The sequence below is a fragment of the Sphingomonas sp. G5 genome (genome assembly GCF_052660795.1).
Genome location: NZ_CP109660.1, coordinates 3320471 through 3340287 on the forward strand (window position 1 = coordinate 3320471; position 19817 = coordinate 3340287).

Here is a 19817-nt window from a genome sequence, read left to right on the forward strand (position 1 = left end):
CACTCGTGGGCACCATTCCTCTACCCGTAGCTTTTCTGCCATGGCTTACTTCATCGCTCTCGGCATCCTGTCCCTCGCCGGCATCGTCGGAACCGTGTGGCTCATCCGCACCGACGGATACGGACGCATCCCCACCGACCCTCGACGCGCGGCGCCGCGGGAGCCCCGCGAGAAGCAGACGGAGGCTCCGCGCGAGACGCGGCGAGCGGCGAGTCTCAATGTCCCTCGCACCGTCACCAGCCCCATCGTCGTGCAGACGCCGTGACGGTCCTGCCGCGTGCGCGACGGCGGGCGCGGCAAGAGGCCTCACCCCCGGACGCCGGCATCCCGACGCGGCACGAACCCTCGGCCGTCGCACCCCGGCTTCCGTGGAACCGGGAGCTGGTTCAGCGCCCTGCGGCGACCGCGCGGGCGTACACGTCGACCATCGCGGCCGTGCGGGAGGACTGGCGGAACCGCTCGGCGATCGAGGGATCCGGAGCGACCGGAGTGCCCGCGGCGATGTCGGTTGCGGCATGGCGGAGAGCCTGCGCGAGCGCCGGAACCGTGGCATCCGCGACGGCCCAGATCCCCGACCCCAGCTCGGCCGCGATGTCCGGATCGCTCACCACGGCGGGGGTTCCGAGCGAGGCCGCTTCGAACACCGTCATGCCCTGCGTCTCGAATCCGATCGAGGTCTGCACGACGGCATCCGCGTCGGCGAGGCGACGCAGCGTCTCGGCATAGGGCAGGCGCCCCGCGAAGATCACCGACGCCGTCGGCGACGACCGCTCGATCAGGCGTCGCGCGGCGCGAAGCTGAGCCCCGCCGCCGACGATCTCGACCTCGGCATCGATGCCCGAGGCCACGACCGCCTCGAGGAACGGCAACAGGCGCTTCTCGGGGCTCATGCGCCCGAGCCAGATGAACCGCGGGCGGCCGGGTCGACGCTCCGAGGCCTCAGCGCCGAGCGCGGCGTCGAGTACGTCGTCGTCGATACCGTTCCAGATCACGTCGACCGCATCGGCGACGCCGTGGTTCTCGAGGCGGCCGGCGAAGTGGCTCGAGGGTGCCGTGACCGCTCGAGAGAGACGGGCCAGCTGGCGCAGGAACGCCCAGCCGTCGGCAGGACCGGCGGCCGCGGACCTCGCGATCGCGCGCCGATCTCGGGGCGACGCCCCCGAACGCTCCGCGTTCGGTGCATTGCCGTGGAGGGGGGCACCGCTCGGCAGCACCTTCCTCGCCCAGGCGTTCAGCGCGCGCAGCACGAGCCCGGGGAACGGCGCCGTGGCCTCGATCCCCACGTCGACGCGGTTGTGCATGGTGTGAACCACGGGCAGGCCGTGGCGCGCGGCGTAGCGGTGGCCGATGAACGCACCCCAGAAGTCGGCCTGCACGTGCACGACGTCGACCGGGAGTCGCGCGCCCATCTCGGCATCCAGGAATCTGTCCGTCCGAACACCCGGCCAGCTCAGCGCGTACTCGCGGTCGGGGGTGATCGGGATCGACGGGAGGTCGAGGTACGCCGCATCGTCGCGTGCCGGCCGGTGCAGGCGCGGCGCCACCACCGTGACGACATGACCAGCGCGCTCGAGGAAACGTTTCTGCAGACGCATCGACACCTGCGCGCCGCCGAGCGACTCGAGGTGCTGGTCGGCGAACATCACGACGTGCACGGGGCTACTCCGGCAGGGGGCGACCGCGGTAGAGCGCCTCGAAGGTGTCGAGCGTGCGATTGATGTCGTGCACGGCGACCGCGTCGAGGGAGGCCTGCTGCATGCGCGTGCGCTCCTCGGGAGAGGCGGTGAGCACATCGGTCAGGCGTGCGGCGAGCTCGTCGGCGTTTCCCGGCTCGAAGAGGTAGCCGTTCTCGCCGTCGTGCACGAGATGGGGAAGCGCCACCGCGTTCGCGGCGACGATCGGCAGACCGGATGCCATGGCCTCCATCGTGGCGATCGACTGCAGCTCCGCGATCGAAGCGATGGCGAAGACGCTGGCGCGCGAGTACAGCGTGCGGAGGTCTTCTTCGGAGGCGTGTCCGTGGAACGTGACGCGTGAGGAGACCCCGAGCTGCTGCGCGAGGGTTTCGAGCTTCGCTCGCTGGTCGCCTCCGCCGACGATGTCGAAGGTGACATCGAGGGCGGGGTCGAGCTGCGACAGCGCCGTGAGCACGACGTCGATGTGCTTCTCGGTCGTGAGACGCCCCACGAACAGGAGGCGATTCGCGTCGCGCGGCGTGAGGTCGGGCCGGTAGTTGGAGCGGTCGATGCCGCACGAGATGGGGATGACGCCCGAGATGTCGATCGTCGACTCGAGGAAGTCGGCGGCCTTGCGGGTGGGGGTCGTGACGGCGCGCGTCATCTTGAACGTGCGCTCGGCGTCGGCCCACGCCAGCTTCACGAAGAGGCGGTCGAGCGCGTCGGGCAGGGTCGTGAAATCGAGGATGTTCTCGGCCATCACGTGGTTCGTCGCGATCACCGGGATGCCGCGCTTGCGCGCCTCGCGAGCGAGACCGCGACCGATGATGATGTGCGACTGGATGTGCACGACATCGGGCTTGATCTCGTCGAGCAGGATGCGGGCGTAGTGCTTCGCGCGCCACGGGAACACGAAGGTGAGCCAGTCGTGCGGCAGGAAACGGTGGGAAGGCAGCCGGTGCACCGTCATCGGCTGGTCTTCGATGACCTCGGTGCCGGTGCCGACGGTGCCGTGTTGCGCGCTGGGGGCCGCGACGTGCACCTCGTGTGCGCGGGCGACGAGACCCGCCGCAAGACGTTCGGCGAAGCGCGCGGCGCCGTTGACGTGCGGGAGGAACGTGTCGGCGCCGATGAGGATCCGCAGCGGTCGGTCGGGGGTCGACGGCACATCGGGCGCGGCCGGGGATTCGGTCGTGGCGTCGGGCACGGAAGGATCGGCGGGCGTCGCAGGAGTGGTCACGAGGGGTGAGGCCTATCTATGCGGCGGTCGTAGCGAGGGCAAGGTGCAAGCGCCCGTCCACTGTACCCGAGCGGGTTTTGCGGCCCTGGGGCGCCGCACAGGTGTCGCCGAGGCTCCCCGGGCACCTACCCGCACGGGCGGGTGCGGCGGCCCGGCGACGGCTCGGGGCGCAGCCGAGGGTTCGGGCCGGCCACGGTTCGCCGCGATGCGCCGAGTCCGCCCCCACCCGAGCGGAAGCCCCGCGCGACGAAGCCCGCGCGGTGCGGGACCGAGCGGGCTTCGCGGGTGACGCGAGGCGGCGTTACTCGCCGGGTCGCGAACCGGGCGCAGGGACGCCCTGTGCCGGACGCGGCGGACCGTCGGTGCCCGCGGCGGCGGGAACCTCGGATGCCGCGGCCGCCATCGCCGACACGACCACGGCGTCGTCCGTAGCAGGAGAGTGCCGCGGGTCGCCCTCGCGCTGCGCCTCGACCGAGGCCGGGTCGAGGTCGGTCGAAGCCTGCTCGAACTGCGAGCGGTACAGGCGGTAGTACGCGCCCTCGACCGCGATGAGTTCGTCGTGCGTGCCCTTCTCGACGATGTCGCCGTGCTCCATCACCAGGATGAGGTCCGCATCGCGGATGGTCGACAGGCGGTGCGCGATGACGAACGACGTCCGGCCTTCGCGGAGAGCGGCCATCGCCTGCTGCAGCAACAGCTCGGTGCGGGTGTCGACCGACGAGGTCGCTTCGTCGAGGATCAGCACCGACGGGCGGGCCACGAAGGCGCGCGCGATGGTGATGAGCTGCTTCTCGCCCGCCGAGACGTTGGCGGCATCCTCGTCGAGCACGGTGTCGTACCCCTCGGGAAGAGAGTGCACGAATTGGTCGACACGGGTCGCCACGGCGGCTTCGACGATCTCGTCGTCGGTCGCGCTCTCGCGGCCGTAACGGATGTTGTCGCGGATCGAGCCGGCGAACAGCCACGGATCCTGTAGCACCATGCCCGTGCGCGAGCGGACGTCGTCTCGCCGGAGCTCGGCGATGTCCTGTCCATCGAGGAGGATGCGCCCGCCGTCGAGCTCGTAGAACCGCATGATGAGGTTCACGAGGGTGGTCTTGCCGGCACCGGTCGGGCCGACGATCGCCACGGTCTGTCCGGGCTCGACGCGGAACGACAGGTCGGTGATCAGCGGCTGCTCGGGCGTGTACGAGAACCGGACGTTCTGGAACTCGATGACTCCGCGCCCATCGATCTGGGCCGGGGCGTCTGCGGCATCCGGGTCTTGCTCCTCCGCGTCGAGCAGCGCGAAGACCCGCTCGGCCGAGGCGGTGCCCGACTGCACGACCGCGGCCATGCCGCCCAACTGCGACAGCGGCTGCGTGAACTGCTGCGAGTACTGGATGAAGGCCTGCACGTCGCCGAGGCGGATCTGCCCACCGGCCACCATGAGTCCACCGAGCACGGCGATGCCGACGTAGGTGAGGTTTCCGACGAACATCATGCCGGGCATGATCATGCCCGAGAGGAACTGGGCCTTGAAGCTCGCCTGGAACAGTTCCTCATTCTCGGCCTCGAACTTCTCGCGGGCGTCCTTCTCTCGCCCGTAGACCTTGACGAGGGCGTGACCCGAGAACGATTCCTCGACGCGGGCGTTGAGTCGACCGACCTTCTTCCACTGCTCGCCGAACGCCTTCTGCGACTTCGGTCCGATGACGCCGAAGATGACCGCCATGAGGGGGAGCGACACGAGAGCGACGAGCGCGAGCTGCCACGAGATCGTGAACATCATGATGAGCACGCCCACCACGGTCAGCACCGAGGTCAGGGCGCTCGAGAGCGACTGCTGCATCGTCTGGGTGATGTTGTCGATGTCGTTGGTGACGCGGGAGATGAGTTCGCCGCGCTGGACCTTGTCGAAGTACGACAGCGGCAGGCGGTTGATCTTCGCCTCGACGTCTTCGCGCAGACGCCACATCGTGCGCACCATGATGACGTTGATCACGTAGCCCTGGATCCACGACAGCAGCGACGAGCCGACGTAGATCGCGAGCACCGTCACGATCACGAGGCGGAGCGCGTCGAAGTCGACCCCGGCGCCCACCGAGAAGTTGCTCATCGCACCGACGATGTTGGCGATGTCGTTCTGGCCGGCCGACCGCAATGCCGCGACGACCTCGGCCTGCGAGGTTCCGGCGGGGAACTGCTGAGCGAGACCCTTCGAGACGACCCCCTCGAAGATGATGTTCGTCGCATCGCCCAGGACGCGCGGGGCCAAGACGGCCAGCACGACGCCGAGAGCACCGAGGATCGAGACGAAGACGAAGGCCGCGGCATACGGCCGCAGGAGCCCGATGAGGCGACGGAAGCTGGGGCCGAAGTCCGACGCCTTGCCGGGTGCGACGCTGTCCCAGCTGCCGGAGTTCAGCCGCGCCTGCTCGGCGAGCTCGGCCTCGGCGCGCTCTTCTTCGGTGAGGGTGTCGGGAGTGCTCATGCCTCGACCCCCAGCTGCGACTCGACGATCTCGCGGTAGGTGGCGCTCGTGGCCAGCAGCTCGTCGTGTGTGCCGAGACCGGCCATGCGGCCGTCTTCGAGCACGACGATGCGGTCGGCGCCCGTGATGGTCGACACGCGCTGCGCGACGACGATCTTGGTCACCTCCGGCAGCTCTTTCCAGAGCGCTTGTCGCAATCGCGCGTCGGTGCTGAGGTCGAGCGCCGAGAACGAGTCGTCGAAGACCAGCACCGCGGGGCGGTGCACGATGGCCCGCGCGATCGCCAGGCGCTGGCGCTGACCGCCCGACACGTTCGTGCCGCCCTGTGCGATGCGCCCCTCGAGCCGGCCCTCCATCGCCTCGACGAAGTCCCGCCCCTGAGCGATCTCGAGGGCGTGCCAGAGCTCGTCGTCGGTGGCGTCCTCACGCCCGAACCGCAGGTTCGATGCGACCGTGCCGCTGAAGAGGAACGGCCGTTGCGGGACGAGCCCGATGCTCTTCCACAGCACATCGAGGTCGGCCTCGCGGACATCCACGCCGCCGACGCGCACGGCACCCGACGTGACGTCGAACAGACGGGGGATGAGCGAGACGAGCGTCGTCTTTCCCGCGCCGGTGGAGCCGACGATGGCGACGGTCTCACCGGGTCGAGCCGCGAAGCTGATCCCCGAGACCACCGGTGACTCGGCGCCCGGATAGGCGAACGCGACGTCGTCGAACACGATCGCGCCCGGTTCGGGCAGGCGCTCGACCGGGTCGGCCGGACGCTCGAGCGTCGACCGGCTGTCGAGCACTTCGCCGATGCGCTCGGCCGAGACGGCGGCGCGCGGGATCATCACGGTCATGAAGCTCGCCATGAGCACGCCGCCCAGGATCTGCGCCACGTATTGGATGAAGGCGAACAGCGTTCCGATCTCGACCCCACCGGCGTCGACCTGGATACCGCCGAACCAGATGACGCCGACCACCGTGACGTTGAGGACCAGCATCGCCAGGGGAAAAAGCAGCACGAAGAGGGAGCCGACCTTGCGGCCGACGACCAGGATGTCGGTGTTGGCCTCGCGGAAGCGCTCTTCTTCGATGCGCTCGCGGACGAACGCCCGCACGACGCGCACGCCGGTGAGCTGCTCGCGCATGACGCGGTTCACGCCGTCGAGCTTGGTCTGATAGCTGCGGAACAGCGGCACCATGCGCGCGATGATCAGCCCGGCCGCCACGAGCAGCGTGGGCACCGCGACGGCGATCAGCCAGCTGAGGCCGACGTCTTGCTGCAGGGCCATGACGATGCCGCCGATCGCGAGCAGCGGGGCGCTGACCAGCATGGTCGCGCCCATCATCGCGAGCATCTGCACCTGCTGGACGTCGTTGGTGTTGCGGGTGATGAGGGAGCCCGCGCCGAAGTGCGACAGCTCGCGCTCGGAGAACCCGCTCACGCGTTCGAACACGTCGAGGCGGATGTCGCGGCCCGCGGCCATCGCCGCCCGTGCGGCGAAGTACGTCGCGATGACGGACGCCACGATCTGGCCCAGCGAGATCACGAGCATGAGCCCGCCCTGCGTCCAGATGAAGCCGGTGTCACCGCGGGCGACGCCGAGGTTGATGATGTCGGCGTTCAGGCGCGGGAGGTAGAGCGTCGCGATCGCGGACGCGGCCTGGAAGACGAGGATCGCGACGAGCAGCCAGCGATAGCGCGAAAGATAGCGGACGAGGAGTTTGCCGAGCACGAAGCCCTCCGAGGAGATCGACGCGGTCGCGATGACCGCTGGTCTCAGCCTGGCACCGACCTCCGACATCGGCCACCCCGAGCCGAGACGGGCTCGCTCCTCGCGGTGCGGACCGGACCCGGCATCCCCGAACGTGTACCGGAGGAGAACGAATCGCCGTCAGCGGATGCCCTCGATCCATCGGGCGACCATCCCGCCGAAGACCTCCCAGTTGGCCGCGCGGCCGAGACCACCGTGGTCGAGATCGACCGGCTCGATGCGAAGCCGACCGTCGATGCGCGACCGCCAATCGGCGTCGCGGCGGGCCGCCGTCTCGGCGGTGACCCCCTGCGTCGCCGCCACCAGCAGCGTGTCGGCGCGCGCCGAGGCGGTGACCGCGGGAATTGACAGCCGGAGGTGACGCTCGAACGTCGACACGAGCCTCTCCCGCGCTTCGCCATCGAGATCGGCGAGGACCGGGTCGTCGGCCATGCTCCGCACGAAACCCGCGACCTGCTCGTCGACGGGGGCCCCGAGCTCGTCGTCCGCGCCGTCGGCGTACGCGTCGAGCAGGACGACGGATGCCACCTCGTCGCCGAGTCGCGCGGCGATCTCGTGCGCGAGCTGCCCCCCGAACGACCAGCCGAGCAGGTGATACGGGCCGTGGGGCCGGACTTCGCGGATGCGCGCGATCTGATCGTCGACGATCGCATCGACCGAGGTGAGCTCGGGGCCGCCCGACAGCGCCGGGTCCTGCAGCGCGAAGACCGCGAAAGCCGGGTCGAGGTGGCGACACAGACCCGCGTACGCCCACCCGAGCCCGCCGGCGGGCTGCAGGCAGAAGACGGCGGGGCCGTCGGCATCGCGCAGGCGGAGGACGGGGGCGAACATCGTCTCGCTGCGCTCGCCCGCCGCCGCGCGCGCGAGACCCGCCACGGTCGGCGCCCCGTACAGGTCGCGCACGCTCAGGTCGAGGCCCGACGACGTCCGCAGCCGCGAGACGACCCGTACGGCGAGCAGCGAATGGCCCCCGAGCAGGAAGAAGTCGTCGTCGCGGCCCACCTCGTCGACGCCGAGCACCTCGGCCATCGCCTCGGCGACGAGGTACTCGACATCGCCGATCGGGCGCTGCCGCTCCACCGACTCGCGCACGGGCTCGGGCAGGGCGCGCACATCGAGCTTTCCGTTGACCGTCAGCGGCAGCTCGTCGACGACGGTCACCGTGGCCGGCACGAGATAGTCGGGCAGCTGCGACCGCAGGGCGGCGGTGACGTGGGCGGTCCGCAGCGGCGACACGTCGGCCACGACATAGGCCGCGAGCTCGGTTCCCCGGGGGCCTCGCAGCGGCACGACGGCGGCGCGACGGATGCCGTCGAGGGCGACGAGGGCCGACGAGACCTCGGCGGGCTCCACGCGGTGACCGCGGATCTTGACCTGGTCGTCGCTGCGTCCGAGGTAGCTGATGAGGCCGTCGCCACCGACCATCGCGAGGTCGCCCGTGCGGTACATACGCTCTCCCGGCATCCCGAACGGATCGGCGACGAACCGCTCGGCGGTGAGGTCGCTGCGTCCGAGGTAGCCGCGGGCGAGGCCCACCCCCGAGAGGTAGAGCTCCCCCGTGACCCCGGGCCGCGCGGGGCGGAGCGCATCGTCGAGAACTCGCGCGACGGTTGCGGTGATGGGTCGACCGATCGTCGAGGTGGGGCGTTCCTCGACATCGGCGCCGAGGGCGTTGATCGTGTACTCGGTCGGGCCGTAGAGGTTGTAGCCGTGGACACCGGGCGCGTCGCGCAGCGCCCGCCAGAGGTCGTCGGGCACCGCCTCTCCCCCCAGCGACACGAAGACCACACCCGGGCCGTCGGCGGTCGGGTCGGTGCAGCGCGGGCGGGCGAAAAGCCCCTCGTCGACGAGGATGCGGCCGTAGCTCGGCGTCACATCGAAGCCGTCGATGCGGTGGTCGTCGAAGTAGGCCAGCAGCGCGCGCGGATCGCGCCGCATGTCGTCGTCGATGACGTGCACGCTGTGCCCTTCGAGCAGCCAGAGCAGCTGCTCCCACGAGGCGTCGAACGCGAACGACGTGGTGTGCGCGATCGCCAGGCGCCGGCCGCCCGCCGCCGTCACGACGGGCGTGAAGATCTCGACGCGATGATTCACGAACATGTTCGTCACTCCCCGGTACGGCACGGCCACGCCCTTGGGCCGACCCGTCGACCCCGACGTGAAGATGACATAGGCGAGGGCATCGAGGGATCGACGGGGCTCGATGAACGATCCGTCTCCCGACGCATCGGGCGACAGCACGGGGATGCCGGCCGGAACGGCGGCGGAGAGCACGTCGTCGCTGACGACGGCCGCCGGCGCCGCCTCGCGGAGGATGTCGGCGACGCGGGTGGCGGGCAGGGTGGGGTCGACGGGGACGTACGCCGCGTGCGCGGCGAAGACGGCGAACAGCGCGACGATCATGCGCGCATCGCGCGGCAGATAGAGCGCCACGCGCGACTCCGGCCCGATCCCGCGCTCCTGGAGGGCGGTCGCGAGCTGCGTCGCCCGGTGCACCAGGTCGGAGAAGGTCCAGCGAACCGGGCCGGCCACGACGGCGAGACCGTCGGGATCGACGCGGGCGCGTCGCACGAGCAGTTCCCAGACCGTCGCGTCGAGCAGTGCCGCGTCGTCGCCGCTCGGGGTCGCCCCGACGAGCGCACCCGCCCCGGCCTCGCCCGGGTCGCCGACGTCGAGCGCGGCGAGCGCGCCGGTGTGCGCGGCGATGCCCTCGAGCGCCCGCACGAAGGCGGCGACGATCCGGTCGGTCGCACGAAGGCCCTCGTCGTCGGGCCAGGCGCCGGGGCGCGTCATGACGCGCACGCGCGCGCCGGCGCCCTCACCGCCGGGGTTCACCACGACGGTGACCGGGTAGTGGGTGGCGTCGCGGACGGTCTGCGCGCGCTGGCGCAGGCCCCCGTCGGGGCCGAGCGCCTCGGTCGACGGCGTGACGGGGATGTTCTGGAACACGAACAGGGTGTCGAACAGTTCGCGATGCCCCGAACTCGCGAGGATCTCCGGCAGGGGCACCTCGGGGTGGGCCAGCATCACGCGGCGGAACCGGGTGAGATCGTCGAGGTGACCCTGCAGGTCGCCGCCGGGGCGGACCCGCACGCGGACCGGAACGGTGTTGAAGAGCAACCCGAGCAGGTCGTCGATGCCGGGGATCTCGGGGGGCCGCCCCGAGGTCACGGTGCCGAACGCGACGTCGCTACGGCCCGTCTCGTGCCGCAGCGCCAGGGCCCACGCGAGCTCGTACACCGCGCTGAGCGGCGCCCGCGCGGCGGTGCCGGCCTGCCGCAGCCGTGCCGTCAGGGTGGGGTCGAGGGTCAGGACGCGTTCGAGGGAACGCCCGTCGTCGCCGCGGTCCCGGACCGACGCGGAGGGGGCGACGAGGGTCGGCGCCTCGATGCCCCCGAGTGCGCCGCCCCACGCCGCGCGTGCCGCCTCCCGGTCGCGAGCAGCGAGCCACGAGACGTACCTCGCGTACGGCGGCCCGCAGCGTTCGGCTGCCGAGCCGTGCCGGGTGTACTCGTCGAGGATGCCGCGGAGGAACCGCCAGATCGACCAGCCGTCGAGGATCGCGTGCTCGACGGTGAGCACCCACGTGTGCTGCGAGCCGTCCGGCGTGCTCAGCAGCCCGAACCGCAGAAGCGGCCCCTCGCCGTCGAACCCGCGCCGGCGCTGGTCCTCGAGGAAGCGCTCGCGGTCATCGCCCACGCGCACATCCCATTCGATGCGCGGCGACCGCGGCACGATCAGCACCGTGCGCTCGCCGACGCGTCGGAAGTGGCCTGCCACGTGGGGATGCTGCGCGATCATCCGCGCGGCGGCCGCGCGGAGCGCCGGGATGTCGAGCGTTCCGACCAGGTCGGTGACGGTCTGCGACAGGTAGACATCGGTATCGCCGGAGAGGTCGCGATGAAACAGCAGGCCCTCCTGCAGGGCCGTCGCCGGGTGCACCGCTCGGAGCGATCCGGCCATGCGCTCGAGGTCGCGGATCGCCGCGGTCCCGATTCCCGCCGTGTCGAGCACGCGCGTGTCGGCGGGGCGCACGATCGCGGTGAGTGTGCTCACCCCGACGCCGGGGGTGACGCGGCGGGCGATGGCCGCCGCGATCTCCGCGGCATCCCGATGCCCCGACACCGTCACCCGCCACCGGTCGGCGACCAGGCTCGTGGTCACGGTGACACGGCCCGAGACGGGAGCGACGGGCCGATCGGACACGTGGATGTCGACCAGCACGTCGGCGTTCACGAGACCGTCGAAGACCCCCGGTGTGTGCGGACTCGCCTCGCCGGCGATCTCGTAGTCGCGCGCAGCCTCCGCGGTCGGCTCGACGATGGTGCCGTCGCCTCGAAGGAAGACGGGGAAGGCGCGACGCCGCACGCCGACGGCGGAGGCCTGGGCGGGGTCGTCGCGGTCGGGCTCACCGACCATCGCGACGGCGGGTCCGGCGCAGAGGTCGCCGAGGCCCGACAACACGGCGGTGCGCAGGGCGGTCGTGGTGGTGGGCGGCGCGGGCAGCTCGGCGTGCGCCGACACCCCGGGGTCGAGGGCGGCCCACGACGGATCGACGGCCGACGCGGGAACCGACTCGATCACGTCGAGCCAGGCCTCGGCCGCATCGACGATCCCGAGGTCTTCTCCCCGGCGGGTGCGGGCCTCGACGTACTCGGCGGCATCGCGGATGCCGAGCGCCGAGCCCGTCGAGAGCGCAGCGAGCAGCGCGGGCCAGGACTCTTCGTCGATCGCTTCCGACGCCGCCGCGAGAAGGATGCCGTCGTGTCCGGCCGATGCGGCGACCGGCCGCCCGGCCACCGTATCGGGATCGCGGGGTTCATCCGTGATCGCGGCCGCATCGAGCACCTCGTCGAGCGTGAGCGGGACGAACTCGTCGCCGCTCCGACGGGTGCCGATCGCGTCGCTCGAGGCATAGACACCCACCAGCGCCGCGGCGGCCCGATGCCGGGGCAGAACGATGCGCCGCTCGGTGACCGCGGTGCCCGGCGGCCGTAGCGCGGGGCGGGGACCGGTCGTCCGGCTCAGCGCGAGGCCGTCGACAGGCGCGGCGGCATCGCCGGTGAGGGCGACGAGCGCGAGAACGACCGACTCCAGCAGGGCGGACGTCGTCTCGGGGCGGAAGATCTCGGCGCGCGAGACGACGTCGACCACGAGGCCGTCGTCGCCCTCGCCGATCGCGAAGGTGAGGTCGAATTTCGCCGAAGGCTCGGCGTCGTGGCGCACCTCGGCGGAGACGTCCCCGAGCCCGACCCGGCGGGTGCGGCGGTCGACCTCCGCGATCATGACCTGAAAAAGAGGGTGGACGCCCGCGGCGCGGGCGGGAGCGACCTCGGCGACGAGCTCGTCGAACGGCACGGCCCGGCGCTCCCACGCATCGAGCGCGCACGAACGCACGCGGCCGATCACCTCGCCGACGGTCGTCGTACCGGTGAGATCAGTGAGACCGACGACGGTGTTCAGGAACAGACCGACCCCCTCCGCGTCGGAACCCTCCCGCAGATCGGCGGCCATGCCGAGCGGGATGCGGTCGCCCGCTCCCCTCGATCGCAGGACGAGAGCGACGGCCGCGTGCAGGAGCATGAGCCGGGATGCCGCGACCCGGCCCGACAGGTCGGTGAGCGCCCGCGAGACCCACGCGGGCAAAGGACGCTCCTCGCGATTGGCGACCGAGCTCGGCGCGGGGCTGCGCGGCCGGTCGAGGGGCAGCGGGACGACGCTCGGCATGTCGGCGAACAGCGGCCCGAGCCCGTTCGCCGACGCGCTCGGCGGCTCGGCGTCGGACGCGGGGCCTGCCGGCCAGGTGGGCGCACCGCCCGCGAGCCGGTGCGTGTAGGCGTGCTCGAGGTCGTCGAGGATCGTGGGGATCGACTGCCCGTCAGCCGCCACGTGATGGATGACGATCACGACGTGCTCGGCGTACACGGCCGCGGCGGCGGGGACCTCGCGACGGGGATCGGGAGTGAAGGGCAACCGCCCGTCCCATGTTTCGCCCGACCGATCGCGGACGGGGACCTCGGCGGCATCCCGCACGCTCTCGGTCCAGCCGCCGTCGATCTTCTCGAAGGCGGTACGCAGACTCGCGTGGCGTTCCACGACGTCGCGGAACGCCGCGGCGAAGACCGAGACGTCGACGCGTCCGTCGACGATCCGCAGGACGAGGGGCATCGCGTACGCGCCCGGCGAGTCCTCGAACTCGGCGAGGAAGAGCATGCGCTCCCGCGCGCCCTGCACCCGGACCGTCTCGATCACGTTCTCGCTCATGCTCTTCCCTCTCCTGCACGTACTGCATCTGCACGCACGGCATCCGCCCCCGCCGTGCCCGTGCGCGCCACGTCACAGACCTCGGCGGCGAGACGACGCGCTCCCTGCTCCGCATCGGCGGGCAGCGCCATGCGGTGGACGACGAGACGCGGCGCACCGTCCGCGATCTCGACGGCGACGAGCCTTCCCTGCGCCAGGTCGACGCCGTCGCCGGGCGGGACGCGATCGACCTGGAACGCCCGCCACAGCCGCGCGCGGCTCCGGTCGAGGCGCACGCGCAACTCGGGTCGTGTCGCGACCACCGAGGTGAGCGCGCGGCGGGCGGCCTCGGCCTCCACGGTCTGCAGGGGCACGGAGACCGTCATCGTGTCGACGTCGAGACCGTCGGTGCGAGCGGCGGCGAGCGACGGCGGCAGCGGAACGGGTCGCGCGGTCACGCTTTCGGTCGGCGGGGCGCACCGCGCCGCCAGTCCCTCGACGGTGCGGGTCTCGAAGAGATCGACGACCGACACCGGGATGCCACGGCGCTGAGCCGCGGTGACGACGGCGATCGCCGAGATGCTGTCGCCCCCGAGGGCGAAGAAATCGGCATCGGCCGGTACCGTCGAGGCCCCGAGCGCCGCGGCGAACGCCGCGGCCAGCGCGACTTCGGTCGTCCCCGCGGGCGCTCGACCACCGACTGTCACGGGGGCGCGGTCGAGCTGCGGCAACGCCGCGCGGTCGAGCTTCCCGTGCGGGGTGAGGGGGAGGCCGGCCACCGCCGTGAGGCGCGCCGGGACCAGAGCGGCCGGGACGACGCCGCCCGCGTGTGCGCGCACCGCCTCGGTGGCCGCCGTCCCCACGTACACGGCGACCAACGTGCTCCCGACGACGAACGCCGCAGCCGCCTCGACGCCGGTCGCCGACACCAGCGCCGCCTCGACGTCGCCGAGCTCGATCCGCTGGCCGCCGACCTTGACCTGCTGGTCGCGCCGGCCGAGGTAGTCGATCGTGCCGTCGGGTCGCTGACGCACGCGGTCGCCGGTGTCGTACATGCGCGCGCCGGCGGCGAACGGATCGGCGACGAACCGCTCGGCGGTCAGCGAGGGCCGGTTCGCGTACCCGCGAGCGAGCTGCACACCGCACAGATAGAGGTCGCCCACCGCACCCGGCACGACCGGCTGGAGCGTGGCATCCAGGATGCGGCACGCCACCCCGACCAGGGGCAGCCCGATGCCGATCGGTCGGTCGACCGTGACATCGAGTGCGGCAGTGACGTCGACGGCCGCCTCGGTCGGGCCGTACAGGTTGTCGACGCGCACGCCGGGCAGCAGCTCGGCAAGCCCGCGCAGGTGGTGCGCGGTCAGCGCCTCGCCGCTGCAGACGATCACGCGGAGGCTCCGCGCCACGGCGGCGGCCGTCTCGCGCGCACCCGACAGGTGCTCGAGGAACGCGGCCAGCACCGACGGCACGAAGTGCACGACGCTGGCGCGCTCCGCCACGATCGCGGTGGCGATCGCGGCCGGATCGCGGTGCGCATCGGGCGGGGCGACCGCCTGACGGACGCCCACGACGGCCGGGAGGAACAGCTCCCAGACCGACACGTCGAACGTGAAGGGGGTCTTGTAGAGGATGACGTCGTCGGGCCCGATCCCGTGCAGGCCGGGGGCCGCCAGCAGACGGTTCACGATCGCGCGATGACTGACGACGACGCCCTTGGGTCGTCCGGTCGAGCCCGAGGTGAACAACACATAGGCGGCGTCGTCGGGTCTCGGCGCGAGCGGCGGGGCGGTGGGAGCGGCGCGGTCGGGGACCGCCTCGAGCACGAGGTGGGCGCCCGCGTCGGCGACGACGGCCTCGCGTCGCGCGGCCGGCCACGCGGGGTCGATGGGCACGTAGGCCGCGCCCGCGAGCACGATGCCGTGCACGAGGTCCACCTGGGCGGATCCGCGCACCGCGCACACACCGACCACCGACCCCGGGCCGATCCCCCGGGCCGCGAGCGTTCCCGCGATGCGGCGGGCCTCGTCGGAGACGCCTCGCGCGATGAGGGCGACGAGCGTGCGGTCGCGCCCGGCGTCGATCGCCCGCCCTCCGTCGAGAAGCGCCGGCGACACGGTGTCGACCGCGTCGACGCCCTCCAGGGCCGCGCGCACCTGGCGGAGGAAGCGCTCGGCCTCGTCGCCGGCGAGGGCATCCGTCGCGTATTCGAGCTCGACGGCGAGATCGTCACCGACCTCGGCGACGGTGATCGTCGCATCGAACTTCGCCGTGCCCGTCGAGATCGGCATCCGCGACCCCTCGACCCCGCCCAGCTCGAGCCGGTCGAGACGCCGGGACTGGTGCACGACCATGATGCGCGGGGCGGCCCGGTCGCGCAGCTCCGGCGCCGCGGCCACCAGGTCGGCGACGTCGGCGCGTGTGTCGAGCGCAGCGACGATCTGCGGCCGCAGGTCGGTGCCACGCCGCGCGGCGAAGAGGGTCGTGGTGATGTGGCATCCCACGATCCCGTCGTCGGGCGTCGTGCGCGCCACCGGCGATGCGATGAGCAGATCCGCAGGACCGCCGAGCCGCTCGACCGCCGTGGCGACCGCGCGGACGGCGAGTTCGAAGACGGTCCCCCCGCGCGCGCGATCGCGGACGGCCGCCGCCGCCGTCCCCGTCAGCACGCAGGCCCGGGTCGCCCCGGCGCGACCGAAGCCGGCGGTGGTGACGGACCATCCCGGCACGTCGGCGCGGTCCGGCAGCGGGGCGAGACGCGCCAACGCCTCGGCGGCGCTCTCGCCGCTCGACTCCTCGACCACGGCGTCGACCTCGGCCCAGACCGGGACGGTGCCCGCGCAGCGGGCGCGCATGGACTCCGACAGCGTCTGCAGGAGCACGGGCTCGGACGCCTCGTCGACGGCGCTGTGATGCAGGGCGATGACCAGCAGCCAGCCATCGTCGCGCGGGCTCAGACCGACACGGATCGGGATCGCGGATGCCAGGTCGAACGGCCGGCGAAGAAAAGCGTCGACGTCTGCCACGTCTTCGACCCCGGGGTGCGCTCGGGGGTCGTCTGCAGCGAGCCGGTCGGCGACCAGGGCATCGGGCCCGGGCGACAGCAGCGTCCGCAGCGCCGGATGCCGCCGCGTCGTGTCGGCCAGCGCCGCGCGCAGCGCCGAACGGTCGGGCTCGCGGGGGAAGAGGAAGGCCAGGGGGACGGTGTAGGTCGCCGAGGTCGTGTCGAGCTGCGATGCGAGCCACATGCGCCGCTGTCCCGGGGTCGCCGGGAGGCGAGCCGCCCGGTCGGCGGCACCGGTCGCGCGCGGACGAGCTGCCGCGGCGTCGGCGTTCTCGACGAACCGGGTGAGCTCCGCGACCGTGGGGTGGTCGAACACCGCCCGCGTCGGCACGGTGCGCTGTGCGGCGCGCGACAGCCGGTTCGCCAGCCGCACCGCGGCGAGCGAGTCACCGCCGAGGGTGAAGAACCCGGTGTCGGGGCCGATCTGAGCCGGGTCGACTCCGAGCACCGCGGCCATCTGCTCGGCGACGGGCCGCTGGGCGGCATCGAGGGCACCCGGGCTGACCGCCTGCGAAACCGGCTCGGGGAGAGCGGCGCGGTCGACCTTGCCGTTCGCCGTCGTCGGCAGCGCGTCGAGTGCCGTCACCCACGCGGGCACCATGTGCCGGGGCAGGGTGGCGATCGCGCGCTCCCTGGCCGACACCTCGACGCGCTCCGGCGCGGCGCCCGCCTCGGGCACGACGTAGGCGTGCACGCGCGCTCCGCGCACGACGACGACGCAGGCGCGAACGCCCGGCGCTGCCGCGATCGCCCTCTCGATCTCCTCGAGTTCGACGCGCATGCCGCCGATCTTGACCTGGTTGTCGGTGCGTCCGAGGAATTCCAGTTCGTCGCGGTTCCACCGCGCGCGGTCGCCCGTGCGGTACAGCCGCGGCGTGGATGCCGGGTCGCGGGGATCGTGGAAAGGGTTCGCGACGAAACGCGACGCCGTCAGCGCGGGGGCGTTCACGTAGCCGCGACCCAGGAGGTCGCCGGCCACGTAGAGCTCGCCGCCCATCCCCGCCGGGACGGGGCGCAGGGCGCGATCGAGCACGTACAACCGGCATCCGGGGTTCGGCCGGCCGATCGAGGTCGTGCTGCGCACGCCGTCTCCGCGGTAGACGATGTGCGAGACGCCGATCGTCGCCTCGGCGGGGCCGTAGCCGTGGTACATCGTGGCGTGCGGCAGGTGCCGGCGGAATCTGGCGAACAGCTCGGGGGTGAGCAGCTCGCCGCCGCACCACACGTGCCGCAGGCCCTCGAGGCGCGGGGCCGTCGTCAGCGCATCGCTGTCGAGCAGCGCGTCGAGCATCGAGGCGACGAGGTACGTGAAGGTGACACCGTGCTGCGAGATCAGCTGCAGCAGCCGCTCGGGCTCACGCTCCTCCCCGTCGCGCGCGACGACGACGGTGCCGCCCGAGCAGAGCGGGAGGAGCACCTCGTTGATCGAGATATCGAACGACAGCGGCGCCTTGAACAGGCTCGCATCGTCGGCGCCGAACCCCAGCACGCGCTCGATCTGCCACCGCATGCGGCTCGCGATGGCGCCATGGCGGATCATCGCCCCCTTCGGGGTGCCGGTGGAGCCCGACGTGAAGATCACGTACGCGAGCGACTCGCGGTCGCGCGGCACGAGGTCGGCGGCGGGCTCGATCTGCGCGAGATCGACCGCGTGCGTGCGAAGACCGGTCGGCTCGCCCGCTCCGGGTCCGACGAGCACGGCCCGCGCCCCCGCGTCGGCGACGACGCTCGCGCGGCGCCGGTGCGGCCACGCGGGGTCGAGCGGCACGAACGCCGCCCCCGAGAGGAGGATGCCGAGGATCGCCGCGACCATCTCGGCGCTGCGGTGCATGTCGATGGCGAAGATCGTCTCGGGGGCCGCGCCGAAGTCGTCGCGCAGAGTCCGCGCGATGCGCGTCGCCGCCCCCAGCAGCGTGCGGTAGTCGATGTGACGGTCACCGTCGGCGACGGCGACCGCCGACGGCGCGTTCCGCGCCCGCGCGAAGACCATGTCGACGACGTCCGCGTCCGACAGGCAGCGCCCCGTGTCGTTGCGCGTGGCCAGCAGGAGCGCGCGCTCGGGCTCGTCGACGATCCGGTGCGCACTCAACGCCCGGTCGGGAGCGGCGACGGCGGATGCCAGGAACGCGGCGAGCCCGGAGGCATGGGCCGCGAGCTCGAGATCGTCGGCCCGGCCGCGCACGACGAGCCGCAGAGCGCGGCGAGCGATCTCGCCCTCCGCCACGATGTCGAGGTCGGTCGAGGGCCCCACCCAGGTCGACCGGGCGATGCCGTCGCCCGGGTCGGGGCCGAGCATGACGTTGATTCCCGGCACGACGAGCGTGGGGCTGCCGAAGCGGGTGCGCAGAGCGTCGGCGACGGCACCGGGGTCGGCGCCCAGGTGCGGGCGCTGCGCGCTCAGCGCCTCGTCGAACGATCGCAGGTACGCCTCGATCGTCGCGTCGCCGTCGGCGGCCGGCGGCAGGGGCACGACGGCCGAGCGCATCTCGACGACGTGCGGGTCGCCCGGGGCCGCGACGGCCAGGCGCACCGCGTGCGCCCCCGGTCCGCGCACCGTTGCCGTGTACGCCGCGATGAGTCCCGCCACCGTGCGACCGACGCTCAACCCGCACCGGTCGGCGAGACCGGGGAGCGAATCGACCAGGTCGGGGTCGAGCTCGACGGCGATGCTCCGGATGCCGCGTGCCGGGCGCTCGATCAGGCTCTCGGCGCGGCTCACCGCGGCGACCACCGCCTCCGCGTCCGACCGAGGCGTGTCCGCCGGACGCGCCCCCGACCTACCGGCATCCCCCGCCCGAAGCGACTCGGGCGCCTCCGCGGATCTCGACGCCGGGGGTGCGGCATCCGGATCTCGGAGAACCGCGAGTACTCGACGCGTCAACTCGCGAATCGATCGGCCGTCGACGAGCACGTGGTGGTACGCCTGCGCCCACACGTACCCGTCCGGGACCATGAGGATCTCGTGGCGGTGCAGAAGTCGTCCCGCGCCGAGAGCGACCTCGACGCGCAAGCCGTCGACGCGGGCGGCGACCGCCGCATCGGGCTGGTTCTCGCCGCGCAGGTCGACCACGGCGGGCGCCTCGAACGGGTCGCACGCGACCCATCGCGGCTCGTCGCCGTCGGCGACGACCGTTCGCGACAGCCGCGGTTCCCCGCGCAGCACACGGGCGACCGCCTGAGCGAGACGACCGGGGTCGTGCGCCGAGGAGAAGCGCGTCGTCCACCCGAGGTGGAAGTCGGTGGCGCTGTCGGGATCGACCTCCGATGCCACCCACACGGCGCGCTGCGCGGGGGTCAGGGCGACGGCGTCGTCGGGTCGATCGAGGGAGGGGCGCGCGGGGGCGTCGACGGTCACGGT

At 72.5% G+C, this 19817-nt stretch carries 7 protein-coding genes; 1 reads left to right on the forward strand and 6 read right to left on the reverse strand.

The annotated features are described in order from the left end of the window. The first annotated feature begins 40 nt into the window (after positions 1–40). Positions 41–265, forward strand: a complete 225-nt coding sequence (locus NE358_RS15720) for a hypothetical protein (RefSeq protein WP_289939989.1) — start codon at positions 41–43, stop codon at positions 263–265. A gap of 121 nt (positions 266–386) precedes the next feature. On the opposite strand, the gene NE358_RS15725 is transcribed toward NE358_RS15720, so the two are convergent. The 6 genes from NE358_RS15725 to NE358_RS15750 form a co-directional block, all read right to left on the reverse strand. After that, the gene (locus NE358_RS15725) at positions 387–1655 is read right to left on the reverse strand and encodes a glycosyltransferase (RefSeq protein WP_289939991.1); all 1269 of its coding nucleotides are present in this window, start codon (positions 1653–1655) and stop codon (positions 387–389) included. 4 nt (positions 1656–1659) lie between these two features. Then, the gene (locus NE358_RS15730) at positions 1660–2916 is read right to left on the reverse strand and encodes a glycosyltransferase (protein WP_174799700.1); all 1257 of its coding nucleotides are present in this window, start codon (positions 2914–2916) and stop codon (positions 1660–1662) included. A 301-nt stretch (positions 2917–3217) separates the two neighbouring features. Then, complete coding sequence (locus NE358_RS15735; protein ID WP_289939993.1) at positions 3218–5389, reverse strand: ABC transporter ATP-binding protein; 2172 nt, start codon at positions 5387–5389, stop codon at positions 3218–3220. After that, complete coding sequence (locus tag NE358_RS15740; RefSeq protein ID WP_103208579.1) at positions 5386–7113, reverse strand: ABC transporter ATP-binding protein; 1728 nt, start codon at positions 7111–7113, stop codon at positions 5386–5388. The genes NE358_RS15735 and NE358_RS15740 overlap by 4 nt, the downstream gene beginning before the upstream one ends. A 159-nt stretch (positions 7114–7272) precedes the next feature. Further along, positions 7273–13416 (reverse strand): non-ribosomal peptide synthetase, encoded by a 6144-nt coding sequence (locus NE358_RS15745; RefSeq protein WP_289939996.1) that lies wholly within the window; start codon positions 13414–13416, stop codon positions 7273–7275. Next, positions 13413–19814: a non-ribosomal peptide synthetase gene (locus NE358_RS15750; RefSeq protein ID WP_289939999.1), complete on the reverse strand. Its 6402-nt coding sequence runs from the start codon at positions 19812–19814 to the stop codon at positions 13413–13415. The genes NE358_RS15745 and NE358_RS15750 overlap by 4 nt, the downstream gene beginning before the upstream one ends. Between the last annotated feature and the right edge of the window lie 3 nt (positions 19815–19817).

What these genes read in the sequence shown, in the direction of transcription:
- NE358_RS15720 (WP_289939989.1), top strand. Translation starts at nt 41, where the DNA reads ATGGCTTACTTCATCGCTCTCGGCATCCTGTCCCTCGCCGGCATCGTC.
- NE358_RS15735 (WP_289939993.1), bottom strand. Translation starts at nt 5,389, where the DNA reads ATGAGCACTCCCGACACCCTCACCGAAGAAGAGCGCGCCGAGGCCGAG.
- NE358_RS15745 (WP_289939996.1), bottom strand. Translation starts at nt 13,416, where the DNA reads ATGAGCGAGAACGTGATCGAGACGGTCCGGGTGCAGGGCGCGCGGGAG.